The 20,234-nt window shown below is 51.4% G+C and carries 24 protein-coding genes; 10 read left to right on the forward strand and 14 right to left on the reverse strand.

What is annotated here, in order from left to right:
• The first annotated feature begins 186 nt into the window (after window positions 1-186).
• From AB1611_02785 to AB1611_02810, 6 genes are all read left to right on the forward strand, one after another.
• Entirely contained in the window at window positions 187-459 is a 273-nt protein-coding gene (locus AB1611_02785; protein ID MEW6378516.1) for a UPF0175 family protein, read from the forward strand.
• Window positions 460-471: 12 nt separating this feature from the next.
• A complete protein-coding gene (locus tag AB1611_02790; GenBank protein MEW6378517.1) occupies window positions 472-957 on the forward strand; it encodes a DUF3368 domain-containing protein in 486 nt (161 codons plus the stop codon).
• A 142-nt stretch (window positions 958-1,099) separates the two neighbouring features.
• A complete protein-coding gene (locus tag AB1611_02795) occupies window positions 1,100-1,387 on the forward strand; it encodes a DUF4258 domain-containing protein (protein MEW6378518.1) in 288 nt (95 codons plus the stop codon).
• On the forward strand, window positions 1,384-1,662 hold the full coding sequence (locus tag AB1611_02800; protein ID MEW6378519.1) for a YgiT-type zinc finger protein: 279 nt from the start codon (window positions 1,384-1,386) through the stop codon (window positions 1,660-1,662). The genes AB1611_02795 and AB1611_02800 overlap by 4 nt, the downstream gene beginning before the upstream one ends.
• Window positions 1,663-1,921: 259 nt before the next feature.
• Window positions 1,922-3,385, forward strand: coding sequence for a replication-associated recombination protein A (locus AB1611_02805; GenBank protein MEW6378520.1), 1,464 nt, complete (start codon window positions 1,922-1,924; stop codon window positions 3,383-3,385).
• Window positions 3,386-3,417: 32 nt separating this feature from the next.
• Window positions 3,418-4,431 carry a tetratricopeptide repeat protein gene (locus tag AB1611_02810; GenBank protein ID MEW6378521.1) on the forward strand — a complete coding sequence of 338 codons (1,014 nt, stop codon included), beginning with the start codon at window positions 3,418-3,420 and terminating at the stop codon, window positions 4,429-4,431.
• Between the two features lie 406 nt (window positions 4,432-4,837).
• Here AB1611_02810 and phoU read toward each other — a convergent pair whose 3' ends face one another.
• The 10 genes from phoU to dnaK all read right to left on the reverse strand — a co-directional run bounded on the left by phoU (window position 4,838) and on the right by dnaK (window position 15,013).
• Window positions 4,838-5,530 (reverse strand): phosphate signaling complex protein PhoU, encoded by a 693-nt coding sequence (gene phoU, locus AB1611_02815; protein ID MEW6378522.1) that lies wholly within the window; start codon window positions 5,528-5,530, stop codon window positions 4,838-4,840.
• A gap of 194 nt (window positions 5,531-5,724) precedes the next feature.
• Window positions 5,725-5,886, reverse strand: a complete 162-nt coding sequence (rd, locus tag AB1611_02820; protein ID MEW6378523.1) for a rubredoxin — start codon at window positions 5,884-5,886, stop codon at window positions 5,725-5,727.
• A 159-nt stretch (window positions 5,887-6,045) separates the two neighbouring features.
• Window positions 6,046-6,621 carry a rubrerythrin gene (gene rbr, locus AB1611_02825; GenBank protein MEW6378524.1) on the reverse strand — a complete coding sequence of 192 codons (576 nt, stop codon included), beginning with the start codon at window positions 6,619-6,621 and terminating at the stop codon, window positions 6,046-6,048.
• Window positions 6,622-7,155: 534 nt separating this feature from the next.
• The gene (locus AB1611_02830) at window positions 7,156-8,040 is read right to left on the reverse strand and encodes a glycyl-radical enzyme activating protein (GenBank protein ID MEW6378525.1); all 885 of its coding nucleotides are present in this window, start codon (window positions 8,038-8,040) and stop codon (window positions 7,156-7,158) included.
• Between the two features lie 34 nt (window positions 8,041-8,074).
• Complete coding sequence (locus tag AB1611_02835) at window positions 8,075-8,536, reverse strand: hypothetical protein (GenBank protein MEW6378526.1); 462 nt, start codon at window positions 8,534-8,536, stop codon at window positions 8,075-8,077.
• Between the two features lie 587 nt (window positions 8,537-9,123).
• Complete coding sequence (htpG, locus tag AB1611_02840; GenBank protein ID MEW6378527.1) at window positions 9,124-11,007, reverse strand: molecular chaperone HtpG; 1,884 nt, start codon at window positions 11,005-11,007, stop codon at window positions 9,124-9,126.
• A 63-nt stretch (window positions 11,008-11,070) separates the two neighbouring features.
• Window positions 11,071-11,391, reverse strand: a complete 321-nt coding sequence (locus AB1611_02845; GenBank protein ID MEW6378528.1) for a chaperone modulator CbpM — start codon at window positions 11,389-11,391, stop codon at window positions 11,071-11,073.
• 12 nt (window positions 11,392-11,403) lie between these two features.
• Entirely contained in the window at window positions 11,404-12,411 is a 1,008-nt protein-coding gene (locus AB1611_02850) for a DnaJ C-terminal domain-containing protein (protein MEW6378529.1), read from the reverse strand.
• A 23-nt stretch (window positions 12,412-12,434) separates the two neighbouring features.
• Window positions 12,435-13,061 (reverse strand): nucleotide exchange factor GrpE, encoded by a 627-nt coding sequence (locus AB1611_02855; protein ID MEW6378530.1) that lies wholly within the window; start codon window positions 13,059-13,061, stop codon window positions 12,435-12,437.
• 23 nt (window positions 13,062-13,084) lie between these two features.
• Window positions 13,085-15,013, reverse strand: a complete 1,929-nt coding sequence (gene dnaK / locus AB1611_02860; GenBank protein ID MEW6378531.1) for a molecular chaperone DnaK — start codon at window positions 15,011-15,013, stop codon at window positions 13,085-13,087.
• A 528-nt stretch (window positions 15,014-15,541) separates the two neighbouring features.
• On the opposite strand from dnaK, the gene AB1611_02865 reads away from it, so the two are divergent.
• Together AB1611_02865 and AB1611_02870 are read left to right on the forward strand one after the other, a co-directional pair.
• Window positions 15,542-16,558 carry a patatin-like phospholipase family protein gene (locus AB1611_02865; protein ID MEW6378532.1) on the forward strand — a complete coding sequence of 339 codons (1,017 nt, stop codon included), beginning with the start codon at window positions 15,542-15,544 and terminating at the stop codon, window positions 16,556-16,558.
• Between the two features lie 17 nt (window positions 16,559-16,575).
• Window positions 16,576-17,940: a hypothetical protein gene (locus tag AB1611_02870; protein MEW6378533.1), complete on the forward strand. Its 1,365-nt coding sequence runs from the start codon at window positions 16,576-16,578 to the stop codon at window positions 17,938-17,940.
• A 93-nt stretch (window positions 17,941-18,033) separates the two neighbouring features.
• On the opposite strand, the gene AB1611_02875 is transcribed toward AB1611_02870, so the two are convergent.
• Window positions 18,034-18,180: a hypothetical protein gene (locus tag AB1611_02875; GenBank protein ID MEW6378534.1), complete on the reverse strand. Its 147-nt coding sequence runs from the start codon at window positions 18,178-18,180 to the stop codon at window positions 18,034-18,036.
• Window positions 18,181-18,245: 65 nt separating this feature from the next.
• Between AB1611_02875 and AB1611_02880 the strand changes: the two genes are divergently transcribed.
• Together AB1611_02880 and AB1611_02885 are read left to right on the forward strand one after the other, a co-directional pair.
• Window positions 18,246-18,446: a type II toxin-antitoxin system VapB family antitoxin gene (locus AB1611_02880; protein MEW6378535.1), complete on the forward strand. Its 201-nt coding sequence runs from the start codon at window positions 18,246-18,248 to the stop codon at window positions 18,444-18,446.
• Complete coding sequence (locus tag AB1611_02885; GenBank protein ID MEW6378536.1) at window positions 18,443-18,880, forward strand: PIN domain-containing protein; 438 nt, start codon at window positions 18,443-18,445, stop codon at window positions 18,878-18,880. Before AB1611_02880 ends, AB1611_02885 begins: the two co-directional genes overlap by 4 nt.
• Here the strand turns inward: AB1611_02885 and AB1611_02890 are convergent.
• From AB1611_02890 to AB1611_02900, 3 genes are read right to left on the reverse strand one after another with little or no spacing between them, the layout of a single operon-like run.
• Window positions 18,789-19,355 (reverse strand): hypothetical protein, encoded by a 567-nt coding sequence (locus AB1611_02890; GenBank protein MEW6378537.1) that lies wholly within the window; start codon window positions 19,353-19,355, stop codon window positions 18,789-18,791. The two genes, AB1611_02885 and AB1611_02890, sit on opposite strands and share 92 nt — an antisense overlap.
• Complete coding sequence (locus tag AB1611_02895) at window positions 19,300-19,926, reverse strand: hypothetical protein (GenBank protein ID MEW6378538.1); 627 nt, start codon at window positions 19,924-19,926, stop codon at window positions 19,300-19,302. The genes AB1611_02890 and AB1611_02895 overlap by 56 nt, the downstream gene beginning before the upstream one ends.
• The gene (locus tag AB1611_02900; protein MEW6378539.1) at window positions 19,887-20,201 is read right to left on the reverse strand and encodes a hypothetical protein; all 315 of its coding nucleotides are present in this window, start codon (window positions 20,199-20,201) and stop codon (window positions 19,887-19,889) included. The genes AB1611_02895 and AB1611_02900 overlap by 40 nt, the downstream gene beginning before the upstream one ends.
• Window positions 20,202-20,234 lie beyond the last annotated feature (33 nt).

Genomic DNA, 20,234 nt, shown 5'->3' on the forward strand with positions numbered 1-20,234 from the left:
TTCCGCGAAAGCGGGAATCCATGATCTGTGCTTTCCGATAGCTGATTTATATGAAAATAATGTATAATATTGTAGCTCATATGCGATAGCCATCACACCCTTTGCCATTTCCGCCTTCGCGGGAATGACAAAGTATAATGCTTTTAAAAGGTGTGTTATATTCCCAAATCTGTTGAGGGATGCAGTATGAAAACTGAAGAGGTAAAATTCGATATTTCGGAAGATATTCTTGCCTCTCTAAAGAGTGGCATAGAGGATTTTAAACGTGAGATACGGTCGATAGCAGCCATAGCCTATTACAAAGAGAAGAAATTGTCGCTCGGCAAAGCCGCTCAACTGGCCGGGATGAATAGGCTTGACTTCATGGATTTATTAGCTGAAAAGAGGATTACTGTTTTCGATCTGGATGAGAGTGCCGCGAAAGCTGAAGTAGAAAGTGCCAGGAAAATAATAAGGTGATTAAGGTAAGTCATGGTTATTGTATCTAATTCTACACCAATTATCGCCTTCTCCCGAATCAATCAAATGGACCTCCTCCAGGCAATCGTTAACAAGCTGTCGATTCCCTTAGAAATAGCCAATGAATTATCAGAATATGGGAAAGTAAAGAGAAAGAGTCTTGACCTTAATGAATATCAATGGATTACAATTCAGGAAATTCAGGATAGATCCAAAGTGGAACTGCTCCTTCCTTCTCTCGATAAGGGAGAGGCAGAAGTAATCGAGCTGGCGATTGAAACTAAGGCGGATTTAATTTTAATTGATGAACTAACCGGCAGGAAAGTAGCAGAGTCGTTTGATTTGAATGTTATTGGCTCGGTGGGAATTTTGATAAAGGCAAAGGAGGCAGGGAAAATACGGGCAGTTAAACCTTTTATAGACGAAATGATTGAAAAGGGGATAAGGTATAGTGAGCGGTTTTATAAGAGCCTGTTATATCAAATAGGAGAATTGTAAACTGTGAAAACCGTACCGAAGTTTTGCCGATGAAAATTAGAAGATCGTCGCCTCTGGTTGACCGGATGCGGCCGCCATCAGGGGCGGCCTGTCGAGCGGCTTGTCTAATCGCAGTCTTGGATATGGTTGTAGGAGTTTATGAGTGGCTACTATTCATATAATCAGAGAAAAGGTAGCTAACCAGGAATATGAATTTGCTATTCCGCACTTTTTTGAAGAAATGGCTGATGACGATATCAGCTTCGCGGATATCGAGATGGCTATTGCTAATGGGCGAATAAGGCGTAAGTTTACCCGGGATCCGAGAGGAACACGGTATGAAGTTGTTGGTTCTACGGCAGAGGGGAGAGAAATTGCAATCATTTGCAGGATTAAAAGTACAGGGAAATTATTGTTAATTACAACTTACGCTTTGGAGAAAATGAGATGAAGATAAAAGCAACAGGATATGATTATGGGGAATGTGAGATTTGCGGCACTCCTATGCAAGAGAAACTTATAAAACAGGATGTTTGGATTAGAGGAGAGCTTATTATTGTGGAAGATATACCGGCAGGGGTTTGTCCACAGTGTGGTGAAAAAGTTGTTAAGGCAGATGTGGGACAATGGATTATGAAGTTAATAGAAAATTCTGAACGGATCGCAAATGCCCCTAAAATTTCCGTACCTGCAATTAAGTTTGATGCCGAGGAAGTAAAAGTTTGATAATACAGGATATAGGTGTCAAGTCTTGAGTGCGCCAGGCGAAGCCTGCGCGATCCAGTATATAGATGAATTTAAAAAATTTGAAATACATGAAGGTGATTGGGAGTGGAATGATTATGATTTGTGTTTCCCGATAGCTGATTTATATGAAAATAATGTATAAAATTATAACGTCATAATAATGCAGGAAACAGGCGTCATGCACCTGATAATTGAAGTTGAAAGCGCCAGGAAAAATTAAGGTGATGAGGTTTTGCCGATGAAAATTGGAAGATCGTCGCCTCTGGCTGACCGGATGCGGCCGCAATCCCTTGATGAATTTGTGGGGCAGGAGCATATTCTCGGCCCGGACAAACTGGTCCGCAAGGCCCTGGAAGAGGACCGGCTTCCATCGCTCATTCTCTGGGGACCGCCGGGCAGCGGGAAAACCACCCTGGCTATGGTCATTGCCCGGATGACTTCGGCCAATTTTGTTCCGTTCTCGGCCGTGCTTTCCGGAGTCAAGGAAGTCAAGGATATCCTGAAAGCTGCCGAAGGGGAGAAGAAGTATTACGGCAAGAAGACCATTCTGTTTGTCGATGAGATTCATCGCTTCAACAAGGCTCAGCAGGATGCCTTCTTGCACCATGTGGAAAACGGCACCATCACCCTGATCGGGGCCACGACGGAAAACCCCTCCTTTCAGGTGATTCCAGCCCTGTTGTCCAGAACCACGGTCCTGGTTCTGCAGCAGCTTTCCGCGGAGGATATCCGGAAGCTGCTGAAGCGGGCACTGACTGATCCGGTGCGCGGGCTGGGCTCGGCAAATCTCGATATCGAAGAGGATGCCCTGGATTTTCTCAGCCACTCCTGTCATGGGGATGCCCGCACTGCACTCAATGCCCTCGAATCCAGCCTGGCCCTGCTTCCTCTAAAATCCCCTGCCGCAGCAGGAGGCAGGACAATCACGCTGGCTATGGCCGAAGAGGCCCTGCAGCGAAAAGCCCTGCTCTATGACAAGACCGGTGAGGAGCACTATAATATCATCTCGGCTTTCATCAAGAGCATGCGGGGAAGCGATCCGGATGCGGCGGTGTACTGGCTGGCCCGGATGCTGGAGGCGGGCGAGGATCCCCTGTTCGTTGCCAGGCGGATGATCATCTTTGCCTCTGAGGATATCGGCAATGCCGACCCCCAGGCCCTCCAGGTGGCGGTTTCGGCCAAGGATGCCTTTCATTTTGTCGGCCTGCCGGAAGGCTGGATTCCCCTGGCTCAGGCAGCCACGTATCTGGCCAGCGCCCCCAAGAGCAATGCCTCCTATATGGCTTACCGGAAGGCCAAAGAGGATGTAACCGGCTACGGCCCGCTGCCGGTGCCTCTGCACCTTCGCAATGCTCCGACCGGATTGATGAAAAAGCTGGGCTATGGTCAAGGGTATCAATATCCACATGATGCCAGAGAAGGGTTTGTGGCCGATAATTATTTGCCCGACCAACTGCGGGAGAAAAGGTATTACTTTCCTTCCGATCGCGGCTATGAGGGGCTGATCAGCCAGCATCTGGCCAGGCTCCGGAAAATGAAGGAGGAGCGGCAGAGCAGGGCGGGGGAGGGGAAGGAAGAAGCGGCACCGGAAGAGCTGGAACCGAAGGAAGCGCAAGACCGGGATGTCCGGGCTGAAGAGGGCAGGGGAGAGGATGCCCCCTGGGAAGACTCCGGGGAAGAAGAGGATGAAGGCTCCACGTGAAGAATAGTTAAGGAAAAAGGATTGGGGGGAAGATGGACCGCCAGCCAGGGAGCGGCATGGTCAGCAGGTTGAGTCTATGGTCAGGCTTTACTTTTGTGGCCGTTGTGCCTCTGATGCTCCTTATGCTCCTTGCGGTTATCCGGCAGACGGGGGCCGAGGTGATAGCCCTTTCTTCAGAAAAGGAAAAAATCCTGGCCTTTGCCGATCACCTTTTTGAAACCGGCGAATATTACCGGGCCATCACCGAATATTCCCGTTTCCTGTTCTTTTTCCCGGATGATCCGCTCATCAAGCTGGTTCGTTTAAAGGTTGCCTATGCCTACCAGAAGGGAGAGCAGTGGGAGGATGCAGGCAAACAGTTTGAAATCCTGTGCCGGGATTATCAGGGACAGGATATCGGCAGGGAAGCCTGTTTTCAATCCGCCGAGACCCTGCGGCTGGGAGGGCATAACCGGCAGGCCATCACCCGGTACCGGCAGTTCATGGAGGCCTATCCTGAAGATGATGATCGGGTGAGTCTGGCCTTTTTCAGGACCGGCTGCCTTCACCTGGAGCTTCAGGAATGGCAGGAAGCGGCTTCAGCCTTCTCCGCAGTCAAATCGGACAGCCGGCTCTTCACCGAGGCAGCATATCTTGGCCGGGAAGCCAGGCGGCTGGCCGCTCTCCCCTTGAAAAAACCTGTCCTGGCCGGTATTCTGTCCGCGGCCATCCCCGGTGCCGGGCAGATATATGCCAGGCGCTACCGGGACGGTGCCACTGCTCTTTTAGTCAATGGAGGCTTCATCTGGGGTGCAGCCGAGGCCTTCGATCAGAACCAGCATGGGCTGGGGAGCATCCTCCTGGTCATGGAATTCGGCTGGTATGCAGGCAATATCTACAGCGCCATCAACAGCACCGCAAAGCTCAATCAGCGCACCCTGGAGAAAAATCTCGCTCCTCTGCTGGAGCGATGCTCCTTCTCCCTCGGCATCAGGGAAAGCACGTTGGTTCATAAGCAGCTAACCGGGGTTGAAAAGTATCGATTAAGTTTCGATTTTCGGTTCTGATTTTGCATTTTTTTTCGACATCCGCTGCCGGGCATGCATAATGGAATTGGCCGCAAGTCGTCCATTAGGTTGAGAATGCCGATGAGAACAGAGAAAAAGCTGAAGCTCGATAACAACAATTATAGAAGAAGCGGGGGGCCCACTAGAGGGGGTGTTAACCATGATAGCCAGAATTAAAGAATTGGAAACTTACGAGAGGGTTGTTTGGGGAATCTGTGGATCCTTTACCCTTTTGATACTGGTATTGATCTTGTTGAACGCATTAACAGCACACTAAGCCGAATGGGAGACCAGGGGCCTCACCAATCCTGAGAGGGTGGTGAGGCCCCTGCTGTTTGTGGCTATCAGTGGTCAGTGATCAGTGCTCAGTGGTCAGAAGAGAGAACTGATAACTGAAAACTTCCTTTTACGGGGCAGTGGATTTGTTCATTTGTGGTTTATACTCCTCCGTTTTATGCCTGCTGATCTCACCATCGACCATATAGATTACATCTTCGGCAATATTGGTAGCATGATCGGCTATCCGCTCCAGGTGGCGGGAGACCGAGAGAAGGTGAATCAGGGACTCCACTTCTTCAGGATGGCGATTGATGCCAGCCTGGACTTGGCTATACATCTCACGGTTGATGGCGTCCACCTCGTCGTCTGAGGCGCAGACCTCACGGGCCAGTTGAGAATCCATATTAACCAGGGCATCCAGGCTCTGCCTGAGCATTAATTGGGCTTTCTCAGCCATACCGGCAAGATCAAACGGGATATTCACCTTTGACTGTGCGGCTAAAAAGGTAGCCCGCTCGGCAATGTTAACGGCAAGGTCACCAATCCGTTCCAGGTCATTATTAATTTTCAGGACAGCCACAATAAACCGCAGGTCGATAGCTACCGGCTGATAGAGAGCGAGCACTTTCAGACATTCCTCTTCCACATCCACTTCAGTATGGTCGATTTTCAGGTCATTTTCGATCACGCTCACGGCCAGTTTTGTATTTCTCTGTTCGATGGACTTGACGGCTTTTTGAACGCTCTCCTCAACCAACGTGCTGAGGGATAATAGGTTACGTTTCAGCTTTTCGATTTCTCGCTGCAAATGTTGAGGCATATGACTTTCTTTTCCTCCTTATCCGAAAATGGTCGGCAGTATATCGCCTTGTCATTCCTCAGTAGTCAAAATATAGCATAATATATGCCAAAACTCCAGGGGGAGTAAATCTGACCGGCGTGCCCGACCTAAGCCGTGCTTTCATCTTCCTGCCGCCCTGTGAGGATACAAACTGGATAAGGCTCGGTAAGAATTTAATTGAGCGGAGAAAATTCACTTTTGGGTGCTCCGCAGACAGGGCATACCCATTCATCAGGCAGATCTTTAAAGGCTGTTCCGGGACCGATACCACCATCAGGGTCTCCATCAGCCGGGTCATAAATGTATCCACATACGTCACAGACATACTTTCCCATATGTTTTGACTCCCGTTCCTGACCGCTTGATCTTAAGGTCTTATCTTCTCGAATGATCTCATTGTCGAGCGGAAAAAGGTGATTGCTGCTTTTCGGCATAAATCACAAAAGAGCATGCAGAAAAATTTCTGCATGCTCATGTTCAGGATATGTACATGGCTACCAGTTCTCCGCCAGCACCTCAAAATACCCTTGAGGATGAGCGCAGGCCGGGCAGGAGTCTGGTGATTCCACTCCCCGATGAAGATAACCGCAATTGCGGCATCGCCAGACAATAGCTTCTTTCTTTTTAAAGACCGTACCTGCCTCGATATTGGCCAGGAGGCCAAGGTATCGCTTCTCGTGCTGTTTTTCAGCTACAGCAACAGCCTCGAATATTTTGGCAATGCTCGCAAGACCTTCATCCTGGGCTATCCTGGCAAATGATGGATACATCACCTCCCACTCATGATGCTCTCCCTGAGCAGCGGCTTTCAGAGCTTCGGCAGTTGTGCTGATGATGCCAGCCGGAAATGCGGCCTGAATTTCGACATCCCCTCCCTCAAGCAGTTTGAAGAAACGTTTGGCATGTTCCTTCTCCTGGTTGGCGGTTTCCTCGAATATATCCGCGATCTGGATATAGCCCTCTTTTCTGGCTTGGCTGGCAAAGTAGGTATAGCGGTTCCTGGCCTGTGATTCTCCGGCAAAGGCAGTCAAAATATTTCTTTCTGTTTTCAGACCCTTCAGACTCATCATTACTCCTCCTTGATTAAGGTGTGGTAGAAAGCTGGCAGAGAGATTAAAAAAGAGTATAATAATTTCAAACTATTTTCCTGTCAAGCAATTTCCAGACACTGATGCGGACCGCGTTTTTCCCCTTTACTCAAAGGGGAAAGAAGAGGGATTTCGGATTATGCCAGAGGACCTTGGGGAACAAGGTCCCTGACCCCAGGATTATCTATACGCTTAAAAAAGCGCAAGGAGGACGGACCCAAGGCCAGGGACCCTGTTAATACACGATAACCATCAGGTTTATTTCGATCCTCGACCCGCGCCCGCCAGGGCCAAGATGCTAACCCGCTATTGTGGAGCTCTGGAGCATGAAAGGTTAACCACAAGGAGTATCTCTTTTTAATTCGGCATAAAACCAGGAAAGAATCGGGAGTATCACTTTGAATTTTTTACTAACCGGCAATATTTACTAGTTTATATTTTATTGCTCAGGCACAAAGGCACAGCGGGGCAAAGAAGATAAACTGATCACTGACCACTTCCCTCCCGCAAGAGCCGTCACTGAGCTGCAACCGGCGACCTGTCACCCTCCCTCCGGCTCAGATTCTCCTTTGCCGGACCGGGGAGCATGAGGGGCGTCTTGCCCAGGGTTTGAAGTTTGGCATGGCCGAGAGAATTATACGGCAAAAGGGCATATTCTTTGATGCTCAATTTCCGGAACAGGACAGACATTGACTGGCGGGCTTCATTCGTGGTCGTGATGCCGGGAACAAGGGGGATGCGGGGAATCATCTTTTCAGGACAGAGGCTCATGAGCATAGTCAGATTGTCCAGAATCTGCTCATTGCCTTGCCCGGTATAGAGGCGGTGGAGATCAGGGTGAACCAGTTTGACGTCAAAATAAATAAGATCGAGGAATTCAAGGATGGTTTTCTGAAATTCAGCTCCTGAGAAAAGTCCATTGGTTTCAATAGCCGTGTGAACCCCATCCTTTTTCAGCATTCGGAGGAGGATCGAGATATAATCCATGTGAAGTGTAGGTTCCCCTCCCGATAAAGTGACGCCTCCATCCAAACCACGGAATAATTGCTGATCCTGGAGTACCAGTTCAAGGATCTGTTCAGGCGAGTAATAAGTGCCAATGCGCTGCAAGCTCAGTCCGGTGCAAACTTCCGTGCATCGACCGCACCGGATGCACCGCTCCCGGTCTATCCGGGCAGGATTATCCAGGCTGCAGGCTTTAGTTGGACAAACATCCACACAATCCCCGCACAAAAGGCATTTGGATGGGTAAAAACCGATTTCCATGTCCGGATCAATGGCTTCCGGATTATGGCACCACAAACAGTTCAACTGGCAGCCTTTGAAAAAGATCGTGGTTCGAATGCCCGAACTACCGGCTAGAGCATGTCTTTTAATATCGATGACCAATGGACGGTTCACTATGCACCTCAACAGGTAAAAAGGGTTGATCCGGCTACTGAGGCAGATCTTCGTTCAGAGCCAATTGAATGTGATCAGTTAAGAATCCCAGCTTATAAAAATAATTCGGATTTCCTTGAAGAGCCACTGCATTGTCATGGAGAGTTTTTAAGATGTCTTTCCTGGGTGAACACAATGAATTCATGATACCCTGGTTATCTTTGAAGGTTATGGTGATATCAGCCTCAGGAGAAACGGCCTCTTCAATTATCAGCCCGTCATCGTCAAAGGTAGCCAGAAAAGCCACCTGATTCTCCTTGCTCATGAATTGGTACTTCCCGGTAAAACCCTGAATATTTTTCCGAAAATCAGGGCTGACCTGAGAAAGCAGATCCATCACTTGGAAGAGAACCTCCGGAAAGGTCTCATCCGATTCTCCAGCCATGCATTGCTGATATTTTTTCTTTGCCTTCCGAAATTGCCACCGCTGCACCTGCCTTTGGATCCAGGTACCCATCTTGTCCTCTCCCTCCACTTTTTTCATCAAGAAATAGCCGTATCTTCAAGAGATACGAAGGAGCATAAGGCACTCCCTTCAGTTCATGGAATCCTCCCGTGCTGCTGGGGAAATTACGTTCATTCGTCCACATCCTGAGTCGAATAATAAGTTTAGTTCAAAAGGAAAGTTAGCATGCGGTTTACTGAAAGAGAAAGATAATTGCAGGTTCGTTTGCTGCTCATGACTACTGAAGAGAACCCCTTTTCGGCTGACATCCCTGGATGTTATCCGAATCATCCCCTGTATCTCCTCAATAGGGTGATTGACCGTGATTTGTGATTAAGGAAACAATGATAAGCTCTATATCGGTGAATATACTAAAAACCCGGGGGCAAGGCAAGAGAAATTTTTATCAACTACATTTGAAAGTACGCAACTACACGCTCCGTCTCTTTTCCGTTAAGGGCAATCTGTATCTCTGGAGGGACGGTCTCTGACACAGGGGCTCCCTGCTGTGGCCGCCCGAATGGGGCAGGCAAGGGGCCTGCCCCTCCAATGTCATTGCCTGTTTTGGAACACGGGAATGTCTTCTTTATCTGCACTCTTTATTTAACGGCCCGCTCCAGAATATGGTACATCCGATCCACCATATTTCTGGGCTCAGCGAGGAGACCGGCGGCAATCAGGGCGTTATCGAAGATCTGCTCCCCGATGGTTTTGGCAAACTCCGCATCCTGCGTCCGCAGGGTGTCCAGGCCGCGAATCAGAGGATGGCGGGGATTGATTTCCATGGTCAGAGGGGAAGGCCCTTCACCAAGGTTTCTATCCATGACCTGCATGACCCTTCGCATGGCGCTGCTCATGCTGCTGTCAGGATTGACCACAATGGCCGGGCTTTCCACCAGGCGGTGGGACTCGATGACCTCCTTGACCCGGTTGCCCAGAATATCCTTGAGCCAACTGGTAAGGGATTTGATCTGGTCAGTGCTCAGGGATTCCCTGAATTTCGGCTCCTCCGCTTTTTCTTCCTTTTTCCCTGATTCCGGCAGCTCCAGATTGGCCTGATCGGCAGAAAGCAGCTTTTTGCCATCGAATTCGTGCAGGTTGCTCATAACGAAGTCATCAATAGGATCATGGGTATATATGACCTCAAGATCACGGCTCCGGAAAGTCTCCAGGTAAGGGCCAGACTCGATGACCTCCCGCGAAGGACCGTTGAAGTAATAGATGACCTTCTGCCCCTCCTTCATCCGCTCGACATATTCAGCCAGAGAGGTCAGTTTGCCCTTGTCGGTCCTGGATGACTCGAAGCGCAGCAGTCTGGCAATATCTTTCTGGTGGGTGAAGTCATTGACGATTCCCTCTTTCAGGAATATTCCAAAGGTGTTCCAGAAGCCGGTGTATTTTTCCGGATTCTGTTTGGCTTCATCTTCCAGATACTTGATGAACCGGCCGCTGATCACCTGGTTGATCTTTCTGACAATGGTACTATCCTGCAGGGTCTCCCGCGAAATATTCAGGGGCAGGTCCTCACTGTCGATAACTCCCCGCAGGAACCTCATCCATTCCGGCAGGAGCCCTTCCGGGTGTTTGGCGATCAGCACCTTGCGGCAGTAGAGGTCCACGCCGGGCTCCATTCTGCCAAAGCCGAACCGCTCAAGATTCTCTTTGGGAACAAACAGGAGTGCCTTGATGGCCAGCGGGGCATCGGCACTGAAATGCAGATAGTACGAAGGATCGTCGAAGGCATTGGCCACGAACCGGTAAAACTCGGCGTACTCCTCCTCTTTAATCTCGCTCTTGTTGCGGGTCCAGATAGCCTGGATGGTGTTGACCTTCTCCCCCTTGACCAGAATGGGGAAGGGGACGAAGTTCGAGTAGCGCTTGATGACCCGTTTGATGGTTTCCGGATCGGCGAATTCGCGGGCATCTTCCTTCAGCTCAAGGATGATCTTGGTCCCCCGGCGAACCCCTTCCAGCGGTGCTATGGTGTAGGTGCCAGATCCGTCACTGACCCACTCCCATCCCTGGTCGTCCATCCGAAAGCTCCGGGTCTGAACCCTTACCCGGTCAGCCACCATAAAGGCGGAGTAGAAGCCGACACCGAACTGGCCGATCAGGTTGATATCCTCGCGGGCCGCTTCAGCCAGTTGGGCCAGAAAGCTCTGGGACCCGGAGTGGGCGATCGAGCCAAGGTTAGCCACCAGCTCATCGCGGGTCATGCCGATACCGGTATCGATAATGGTCAGGGTACGGGCCTTTTCATCCGTGTTGATCAGAATCTCCAGGGAAAGGTGCCCGTCGAAAACTTCCTTGTGAATCAGACTCTCATGCCGGAACTTTTCGAGAGCATCAACCGCATTGGATACCAGCTCGCGGACGAAAATTTCACGGTCCGTATACAGAGAGTGGATAACAATGTCCAGGACCTTTTTTACCTCGGCCTGGAATTGAAAGGTTTCAGCAGTAATTGTTCCTTCATTTGGCATGGGTAAGTGAACCTCCTTTATTTTATTTTGATTGCTCAATACACGGCGCGCTCAATTGCTCCCTCACCTTCGCAGCCGGTCCAGTTCTCTTTTCAGCTCCTCGATCTGGTCGAGAAGGTCGAGGATGATTCCCGCGGAAGCCAGATTCACTCCCATGTCCCGGCGCAGCCGGAGGATGCGGCAGATGCGAAGGACTGCATCGTCGGTGAACAGGGGTTCGGGCCGCTGCGTTGCCGGCTCGATAAGTCCAAGGGAAAAAAATCGGTCGATAAGGTCCGGGTGCAGTCCGGCCATATTGGCCAGATCGGACAGGCGAAACAGTCTTCCATCGGGAAGATCCGAATCCGAACAGCGGATCACAATTTCATAGCGATGCTCTCTCATGGTCTTTCCCTCTTATCGCTGGCGCGGCTGGAAAGAGGAGTGCCTGGCCAGTTCCTCAAAAAGCTCCCGCTCTTTCGGATCAAGTGTTTTCGGCACTGCTACCTGAATCATGGCATACAGATCACCGCGCATCCCTCCCGACATGGGAAGCCCTTTGCCTCGCAGCCGAAGCCGCTGCCCGCTTTGGACACCGGCAGGAATCTTCACCCTGGCTGTTCCTTCCATAGTCGGCACTTCCACCTGTGCACCCAGGGCCGCTTCCCAGGGTGTCACGGGCACTTCCACGATCAAATCATGACCTTTTAATTGGAAAACCGGATGAGGAGCGATATGCACCCTCAGATACAAGTCTCCGGGCGGGCCGCCGCCCATCCCTTTCTCTCCCTGGCCACTGAGCCGGATCCGCTTGCCGTCCGTTATTCCTGCCGGAATCGTGACCTCAAGATTCTGGGTAACGCGCTGGGGCTGACCTGCGGCATCCGGCCTCACGGATTCCAGAGAAATGGTTTTCTTTGCGCCCTGGTAAGCATCTTCCAGAGGAATGGTGATTTCGGCCTCCCGGTCCTGACCACGCGCAGTCCAGTCCCCCGCCTGTGTCCGGCCACCGGCGGTCCGAAAACCGCCCAGTCCTGCACCAAAGAGCGTTTCGAAGAAATCGCTGAACTTTCCGCCACCAAGACCGCCAATATCCCCCAGGTCGCTGAAATTGACACCTCTCCATGTTCCTCCGCCAGTCCCGGCAGCCCGTCCGCCCCGGAAATCCCATCCTGGCGGAGGAGTGAAATCCTGGCCAGCACGCCAGTTTTCTCCGAGCATATCATAGCGTTTACGCTTTTCGGGATCTTTCAGAACTTCGTAAGCCTCATTGATCTTCTTAAACCGCTCTTCCGCGTCCGGGCTCTTGTTAATATCGGGATGATACTTTCGGGCCAGTTTCCGGTAAGCACGCTGGATGTCATCCTGTGAGGCATTTCGGGGAACGCCCAGTACCTGATAATAATCCTGAAATTTAATGGCCATCAGTTACCCTTTCAATTTACTGATTACTTTTTGGCCTGATGCCTCACCGGGATGACTTTTGCCGGCCGCAGGATACGATCGCTGATGGTGTAGCCGGGTTCAACTACTTCGGCGATGATCCCTTCCGGCTGATCCGCAAGATCAACCGTGGCTACCGCATCGTGACGCTGCGGATCGAAGGGTTCCCCTTTCGGGATGATTGGATCCACCCGAAAATGGCGAAGAACACCCTGCATCTGCTGATATATGGCCTGCATGCCCTGATACCAGGGGTTATCCGATGCCTTTTCCGCTGCTTTGATGGCCCGCTCCATATTGTCCACCACTGCCAGCCACTGGTGCAGGACATAGTCCCGCTCGGCAAAGCGAAGCCGCTCAAGCTCCCGCTCAAAGCGCTTTCGGTAGTTGTCAAGGTCGGCAGCGGCTCTCTTCCACCGGTCTTCCATCTCCTGAAGCTGCTGCCTCAGGCTGGTCACGACCTGTTCCGTTTCCTCAATTTCCTTGCGGGCGGCAGCCTCCTGCTCGGAGAGGATTTCCTCCTCCTCTCCGGCAGGAAGATCAGGCCGGGGTGTTTCCAGCCCGGCCTCCTGTGATTCGGGTGAATCCCCTGCGGGAATTCTCCGGGATTTTTCTTCCTGATGTCTCTTCATCGTCTGCTCCTTCAAGCGTGGAATCACTTTTCAGTAAATTCAGCGTCAATCACGTCTTCACCGCCACCGCCTGAAGGCTGTCTGCCGCCTCCTGCTCCCGGTCCGCCTGCACCACCGGCAGCGCCTGCACCGGCGGCAGGACCACCTGCCCCGGCCTGCTGTGCGGCAGCGCCGAGGCTATACGAAGCCTGCTGCAGATCGTTCTTCAACTGCCTGACCCGCTCCACCGGAGCCTCATCTTTGATGGCCTGACGGATATCGGCAATCAGTTGTTCGCAGCGGGCCTTTTCATGGACCGGAACCCGGTCGCCCAGCTCGTGCAGCATTCTCTCCACCTGATAGGCCAAAGAGTCTGCCTGATTGCGCTCTTCAATGGCTTCTTTGCGGCTTCGGTCCTCTGCTGCATGGGCTTCGGCATCGTGAACCATGCGGTCAATCTCGCCCTTGTCCAGATTGGTCGATCCGCTGATCGTAATCTTCTGTTCCTTGTTCGTGTCCCGGTCTTTGGCCGAGACGTTCAGGATTCCGTTAGCGTCGATATCGAAGGTCACCTCGATCTGCGGTACTCCCCGCGGCGCCGGGCGAATGCCTTCCAGCTTGAACCGGCCCAGTTGGCGGTTATCCCTGGCCATTGGCCGCTCTCCCTGGAGCACCACAATGTCCACAGCAGGCTGGCTGTCCTCGGCTGTGGAGAAAACCTCGGACCTTCGGGTCGGGATGGTGGTGTTGCGCTCGATCAGCCTGGTCATGACACCGCCAAGGGTCTCTACGCCAAGAGACAGGGGGGTTACGTCCAGCAGCAGGACATCCCGCACTTCTCCCTGAATGATTCCAGCCTGAATGGCTGCTCCTACGGCAACGACCTCATCCGGGTTCACCGACATGTTCGGCTGCTTGCCGCCGGTCATCTTGCGCACCAGTTCCTGGACCGCCGGCATTCGGGTGGCACCACCCACCAGGATAACTTCGTCGATGTCTTTCTCGGTCAGTTTGGCATCGTTCAAAGCCTGTTTGACCGGCCCGATGCAGCGCTCGACCAGTTGGTGAGTCAACTGTTCAAACTTGGCCCTGGTCAGGGTCATGGACAGATGCTTGGGCCCTGTGGCATCGGCAGTGATAAAGGGAAGATTGACAATGGTCTGGGCCATGCTCGAAAGCTCACACTTGGCCTTTTCAGCAGCCTCATACAGCCGCTGCAGTGCCTGGCGGTCCTTCCGAAGGTCAATCCCCTGTTCCCTGCGGAATTCATCGGCCAGCCAGTCGACTATGGCCTTGTCAAAATCGTCGCCGCCAAGGTGCGTATCGCCTGAAGTCGAGCGGACCTCGCAGACACCTTCGCCTACTTCCAGAATGGACACATCAAAAGTCCCTCCGCCAAGGTCAAAAACCATGATGGTCTCGTTTTTCTTTTTCTCCATGCCGTAGGCCAAAGCCGCTGCCGTCGGCTCGTTGATGACCCTGAGCACCTCAAGCCCGGCAATCTTGCCCGCGTCCTTGGTCGCCTGACGCTGAGCATCGTTAAAATACGCGGGTACAGTGATGACCGCCTGCTTCACCTTCTCACCCAGGTAATTGGAGGCATCATCGACCAGTTTGCGAAGCACCTGGGCCGAGATCTCCTCCGGCGCATACTGTTTATTCCGGATATCGAACCGGACCGCATTGTTGGGACCGGAGACTACCTTATACGGAACGATCTTGATTTCCGATTGTACTTCATCATAATTCCGGCCAATGAACCGCTTGGCCGAAAAGACCGTGGATTCCGGATTAATAACTGCCTGGCGTTTGGCTATCTGCCCTACCAAACGCTGGCCATCTTCAGTAAAAGCCACAACTGAGGGAGTGGTCCGCCCCCCCTCGGCATTGGGAATAACTACCGGCTTTCCCGCTTCCATGACGGCTATACAGGAATTTGTAGTACCGAGGTCAATTCCAACTGCCTTGGCCATGATCGACTACCTCCTTACTTGATTGATCTTTTTGTTTTTGCGGGTAATTGCCCATCCCGCCCATTGTTTTCTTTACTCTGCGGACTGCTTTTTCGCCATGCAGTGCCGTTTCCGGCACTCCGTTGTATTTTCCCGCAATTGTCCAAAGTTACTATTGACTGCCATTTGTTCTGAGAAGATAAATATCTATTAATCGGAGATATTTACCTTGTTGAATAAATATGCAAAGCATATGCCAGAGACTATTATAACACTTAAATCATATATTATCAATACATTAAGGGTTGCATTTGACGGCCTTTTCCCCGACGAGCTGCTCCCGGTGTGACGTCGCATGCGACGCAGGATATGTCCACCGGCGCATGACGGTGGATGTATCGTATGACCATGACCGCCTCATGCTCTCCGAGGGCAAATAGTACAATATTTTTTGACAGGTGTATATAATGATTTTATGATATAATACATTTTTCTCAGAGTTCAGGATTCCAGACATATTCACGGATTTACCATGAGAGAGGGGGCAGTATGGCCGGTAATAAAATCGATGGTGTTTTTGAAGGCGGTGGAGTTAAAGGCATTGGTCTTGTCGGAGCAGTTACGGTCATGGAAGAGAAGGGTTTTCAATTTGAGAATGTGGCCGGTACATCCGCGGGAGCTATCGTCGCCAGTCTGATTGCCGCGGGATATACAGCCGGAGATTTGAAAAAAATCGTTCAGGGCATGGATTACCGCAAATTCCAGGATAAAGGATGGCTGGACAAAATTCCGGGTCTGGGGCCTGCCTTGAGCCTTGGCTTTGAAAAAGGCATCTACGAAGGGAAATTCTTCGAATCCTGGCTGCGGGGTCTTCTCGCTCATGCCCCGAAAGGAAAAGTTACAACCTTCAAGGACCTGGTTATGGATGAATATAAGGATGACCCCCAGTTTCGGTATAAGCTCCAGGTCATTGCCGCCGATATTACCCGGGGGAAAATGCTGATACTTCCCCGGGATATTGTCGATTACGGGATAGAGCCTGATAATCTGGAGGTAGCCCTGGCAGTCAGGATGAGCATGAGCATACCTTTTTTCTACGAACCCGTTATCCTGAAGGACACCAGCGGCACCCCCTGCTACATCGTGGATGGCGGCATCCTGAGCAACTTCCCCGTCTGGCTGATGGATGACCACACCGCCAATCCTCCCTGGCCTACCTTTGGCTTCAAGCTGGTCGGTCCGACGGATGGAAAGCCGAATACCATCAATGGTCCTGTCACCCTGTTCGCCGCACTCTTCCAGACCATGATGGAAGCTCACGATAATTATCACATCGAGGAAGCCCAGTTTGCCCGCACCATCCCCATTCCCACACTCGGCATAGGAACAACGGAGTTTAACCTGTCGAAGGATAAGAGCAACCGGCTTTTTAAATCAGGGGTGGGCGCTGCCGAAAAATTCCTCCAGGGATGGGACTTTGAGCAATATAAACAGAAGTACCGGCAGAAGAGGTCTGCGGCACCTCAAAAGGCCGTACTACCCCGAAAACCCGGAGTACCCCAGTGAAAGAATGGGGGAGAAGAATGAAGGTTAAGATATCTACCAGCATCCACCATTTCAGTATGGAGAGCTCATTACTTCCCGTTTCGAGGGTATCATCCGCTGTGCTCGGCGGGTTTGTCCTGCTTGTTCACCTGTTTTTCCCGGTTCGGGCCGGTGCACTGCCGAGCATGTGGCAGGTAAATTACGGCGGAAAGTTGGACGATTCGGCTCAGGCCGTTCAGCAGACTTCCGATGGCGGATATATTGTAGTTGGATGGACGAGGTCTTTTGGGGGAGATCAAGACTGCTACATCATAAAACTCAACAGCAATGGCGAAGAAGTCTGGCCGGAAACAAAGCGCTATGGGGGAAAAGGTAACCAGAGAGCTAACGCCGTTGTGCAGACTTCCAACGGCGGGTACATAATAGCCGGAGTAACGGATTCTACTGAGAGCGGGATGGAAGATTGCTACCTTATCAGGCTTGACCGGGATGGAAACAGAGTCGGCAATGATAAAACCTATGGTGGAAGCTCCGATGATTCAGCCAACTCGATTCAGAAGACTTCCGATGGCAATTATATTATAGCTGGCTCGACGAAATCATTCGGGGGGCAAGACTGTTATATCGTAAAATTTGACAGCAATCTTCAAGAAATATGGTCCCGGCATTTTGGCACTGATGGTAACGATTCATTAAACTTCATTCAGGAGACTTCCGATCAGGGATTTATTGCGGCTGGATGGACACAATCTTTCGAAGGCTCGAACAGGCGTTCCTCTGTTGTTAAACTTGGCAGTGACGGTAGTGTGAATTGGTATAGAACCTTCGGTGGCGGCATCCATGATGCAGCTTACTCGGTTGCGGAAATCAGCGGTGTCGGGTATTTGGTGGCCGGGGTGGCAAGCTCTCCCCCTACCGGAGATAACTGTTATGTCAGGAAACTGGACAAAAGCGGATCGTTTATCTGGGAAAAGACTTATGGCGGAAGCGGTGACGATGCGGCTTATTCCCTGCAACTGACTTCTGATGGCGGATATGTTCTTGCCGGAGAGAAAAGCTCTTCCGGTACTAATGGGAAAGACTGCTACTGTGTAAAGGTTGATTATTTGGGTGATACGGCCTGGGAAAAAACCTATGGCTGGAGCGGTGACGACATATGTTACTGCATCCAGCCGACTAAAGATGGCGGCTATGTCCTGGCGGGGGCTACTCTGACGGCAGCCTACGGTCTTGAACTTTATATTATCAAAACCGATTCCAAAGGCAATACCACGGCCAGACAAGGCGGTCCAGGTGGTAGTTCTTCCAGGAATTCCCCACCGAGTTATGTGAACCCGGATCAAATCTTTCATCTCGACTCAGGCGGCTGTTTCCTGCACAGCATTCTGCTGACCTGCCGGTAATTGTCCGGCATGGCCTTTGATTCAGGTGATCGGTCGGGGAGTACGGGAGTACTCCCCCGATTCCTTCCTCGGTCATTCCCCGCTGCTGCCTGCTCACTCCGCCTCTGTCCCGGCCGCCAGCGGCGGTCCGATTGGCAGTCCTTCCTGCTGCATGATCTTCAGGGCATTGGTGGTTGGACAGACCCCTGGCCGGAGCCGATAGTCGAATTGCATCCGGTCGGTTTCTATTGACTTGTACATATTGCCGACTATATTATTTAGCTGAGGGACATTGTGCATGAAAATGTAATGGAGAGGTATAATACATGGAAATTAATCTGGCAATAGACGATAAATTGCTGTCAGAAGCCCAGGAGGTCGGTGGGCATAAGGACCAAAAAGATATAGTAACGGAAGCACTCAAAGAATATATTCAGCGCCGAAAACAAAGGGAGATCATAGAACTATTCGGTAAGATTGATTACGACCAGGATTACGACTATAAAAGTGGCAGGTTCCATAGATGAGAGTATTAGTGGATACTTCTATCTGGTCTTTAGCCTTCAGGCGGAATAAAAATATCAGCATTGAAGAAGCAGGTTTAATCAAGGAACTTGTCAGAATTATTCAGGAAATGAAAGCTGCAATCATAGGCCCCATCAGGCAAGAATTGTTATCGGGTATTTCTGCCCCTGAGCAATATAAAACTCTCAGGGATAAGCTCAGAGCGTTTGAAGACATGCCTATAGATTCAGATGATTATGAGGTAGCAGCAGATTTCTTTAATAGATGCCGTAAGAAAGGTATTCAAGGTTCGCACATCGATTTTTTAATCTGTGCAGTAGCCTGCCGGAATAATATGCCACTTTTTACTCTTGATAAGGATTTTGAGCTCTACTCAAGGCATGTGGAAGTTTCTCTTTACATCCCGAATCCTCCGAAAGATAGGTCTTCGTCTTAAGTGGTCCTCTCGCTAACATGGCGAGGGAACTACGCGGCCGGTTAAATAAAAGCCCCCTCACCCATCCCACACTGTTGCCTCTGCTCACTCCGATGATTCTCTCCCGGTTGTTGGTTCCCCGGAAAATTTCGTCGATGAGGGCCAGGACAGGGGGAGCGCTCCAATCCCCGGCAGCTTCGAGAATGCTTTTCAGCAGCTTGACCTCCGCGTAAAAGGAGGACAGACCCTCGGTTACCGAGTCATTCATCTTGAGGCATCCGTGAATTCGCAGCCATGAGGATCGGAAGGCTGACGCGCAGACAAAACCTCCGGCCTGGGCAAGACAAAGGTTAATGCCCAGGGTTTTTAAAAAGGTGCTCTTGCCGGACATGTTCGATCCGGTAACCAGGGCCAGGCTGCCAAGGCCCCTCAGGGAAAAGTCATTGGTCTTTCGCTGCCCGGCGGGAATACAGGGATGCCCCAGCCCTTTGACCATCAAGATGGGGGAGGGTGGAGTCAGGATTGTTGCTGGCCAGGGTAGCCAGGGCTGAGGCTGCTTCCACTTCTCCCAGGGTCTCCAGCCAGAGGGGAATTTCCTGCGTGAGATGCCGGCTGAGCTCCTCCCATCGGCAGACGAAAAAAAAGGTCCAGGGGCAGAGCGGGTTGACTCTCCGGTGAACCAGGGCGTTGCCCTGAATACTGAGCGCATCGCATACCCGCCCGATCCGCTTCAGATAGCCTGAAGGGCGGCTTTGTGCATTCTGGAAGCAGGCACAGCAGCGGGCCAGTTCCGGGTTTTTCTCCGCTTTGACCTTTCGCTCAAGATGCCGGAAAACCGCCTCAAGCCTGCGGAATTCCAGGTGCAGGGAGGTGGCGCGGCTGAATACCGGTGCCAGAGAGGGCAGGGAGGTGAAGAATATCAGGAGGTAGGCAAGGTATGTGCTGCCCCAGAGAACAGCCGGAAGGGAAAACCGGTACCAGCCCCCAAAGAGCAGGATGGAAAGCAGCCACAAGGCAGCTTCCCATTTCAGCACCTTGGGAATCCAGGGGGCGAGTGAGTGCTGCAAGCGGGCGAGAATCTCCTGGCCGTTGATCTCCCTTGCCGCAGCCGCCGGATTTTCTCACTCAGCCGCTCATAACGGACAACCAGAAAGATAAAGGCCACCAGGCAGAGCACAAGCGCTGCGTACCATACGGGCCGCAAGGAAGGCTGGAACAGGGCTACCCGAATAAACAGCAGGGCAAGAGCAAAGGTGAGGATCCGCCACCTGACCAGCCTGCGGCTGGCGCTTTCGGCTTGAGTGAGCCTGCGGTCAAGGAAGCTCTTTTTTAGTTCCCGCAATATGTTTTTTCCTTCTTCACTAAGATTAATACT

Source organism: bacterium (assembly GCA_040755755.1).
In the GTDB taxonomy this organism is placed as follows: domain Bacteria; phylum SZUA-182; class SZUA-182; order DTGQ01; family DTGQ01; genus DTGQ01.

Coding starts and splice junctions, on each gene's coding strand:
- AB1611_02885 (MEW6378536.1), top strand. CDS start 18,443: ATGAGAGTATTAGTGGATACTTCTATCTGGTCTTTAGCCTTCAGGCGG.
- AB1611_02875 (MEW6378534.1), bottom strand. CDS start 18,180: ATGTACAAGTCAATAGAAACCGACCGGATGCAATTCGACTATCGGCTC.
- AB1611_02890 (MEW6378537.1), bottom strand. CDS start 19,355: ATGGTCAAAGGGCTGGGGCATCCCTGTATTCCCGCCGGGCAGCGAAAG.
- AB1611_02810 (MEW6378521.1), top strand. CDS start 3,418: ATGGACCGCCAGCCAGGGAGCGGCATGGTCAGCAGGTTGAGTCTATGG.
- htpG (MEW6378527.1), bottom strand. CDS start 11,007: ATGCCAAATGAAGGAACAATTACTGCTGAAACCTTTCAATTCCAGGCC.
- AB1611_02850 (MEW6378529.1), bottom strand. CDS start 12,411: ATGGCCATTAAATTTCAGGATTATTATCAGGTACTGGGCGTTCCCCGA.
- AB1611_02880 (MEW6378535.1), top strand. CDS start 18,246: ATGGAAATTAATCTGGCAATAGACGATAAATTGCTGTCAGAAGCCCAG.
- phoU (MEW6378522.1), bottom strand. CDS start 5,530: ATGCCTCAACATTTGCAGCGAGAAATCGAAAAGCTGAAACGTAACCTA.
- AB1611_02835 (MEW6378526.1), bottom strand. CDS start 8,536: ATGGGTACCTGGATCCAAAGGCAGGTGCAGCGGTGGCAATTTCGGAAG.
- AB1611_02800 (MEW6378519.1), top strand. CDS start 1,384: ATGAAGATAAAAGCAACAGGATATGATTATGGGGAATGTGAGATTTGC.
- AB1611_02865 (MEW6378532.1), top strand. CDS start 15,542: ATGGCCGGTAATAAAATCGATGGTGTTTTTGAAGGCGGTGGAGTTAAA.
- rbr (MEW6378524.1), bottom strand. CDS start 6,621: ATGATGAGTCTGAAGGGTCTGAAAACAGAAAGAAATATTTTGACTGCC.
- AB1611_02870 (MEW6378533.1), top strand. CDS start 16,576: ATGAAGGTTAAGATATCTACCAGCATCCACCATTTCAGTATGGAGAGC.
- dnaK (MEW6378531.1), bottom strand. CDS start 15,013: ATGGCCAAGGCAGTTGGAATTGACCTCGGTACTACAAATTCCTGTATA.
- AB1611_02855 (MEW6378530.1), bottom strand. CDS start 13,061: ATGAAGAGACATCAGGAAGAAAAATCCCGGAGAATTCCCGCAGGGGAT.
- AB1611_02845 (MEW6378528.1), bottom strand. CDS start 11,391: ATGAGAGAGCATCGCTATGAAATTGTGATCCGCTGTTCGGATTCGGAT.
- AB1611_02805 (MEW6378520.1), top strand. CDS start 1,922: ATGAAAATTGGAAGATCGTCGCCTCTGGCTGACCGGATGCGGCCGCAA.
- AB1611_02790 (MEW6378517.1), top strand. CDS start 472: ATGGTTATTGTATCTAATTCTACACCAATTATCGCCTTCTCCCGAATC.
- AB1611_02785 (MEW6378516.1), top strand. CDS start 187: ATGAAAACTGAAGAGGTAAAATTCGATATTTCGGAAGATATTCTTGCC.
- rd (MEW6378523.1), bottom strand. CDS start 5,886: ATGGGAAAGTATGTCTGTGACGTATGTGGATACATTTATGACCCGGCT.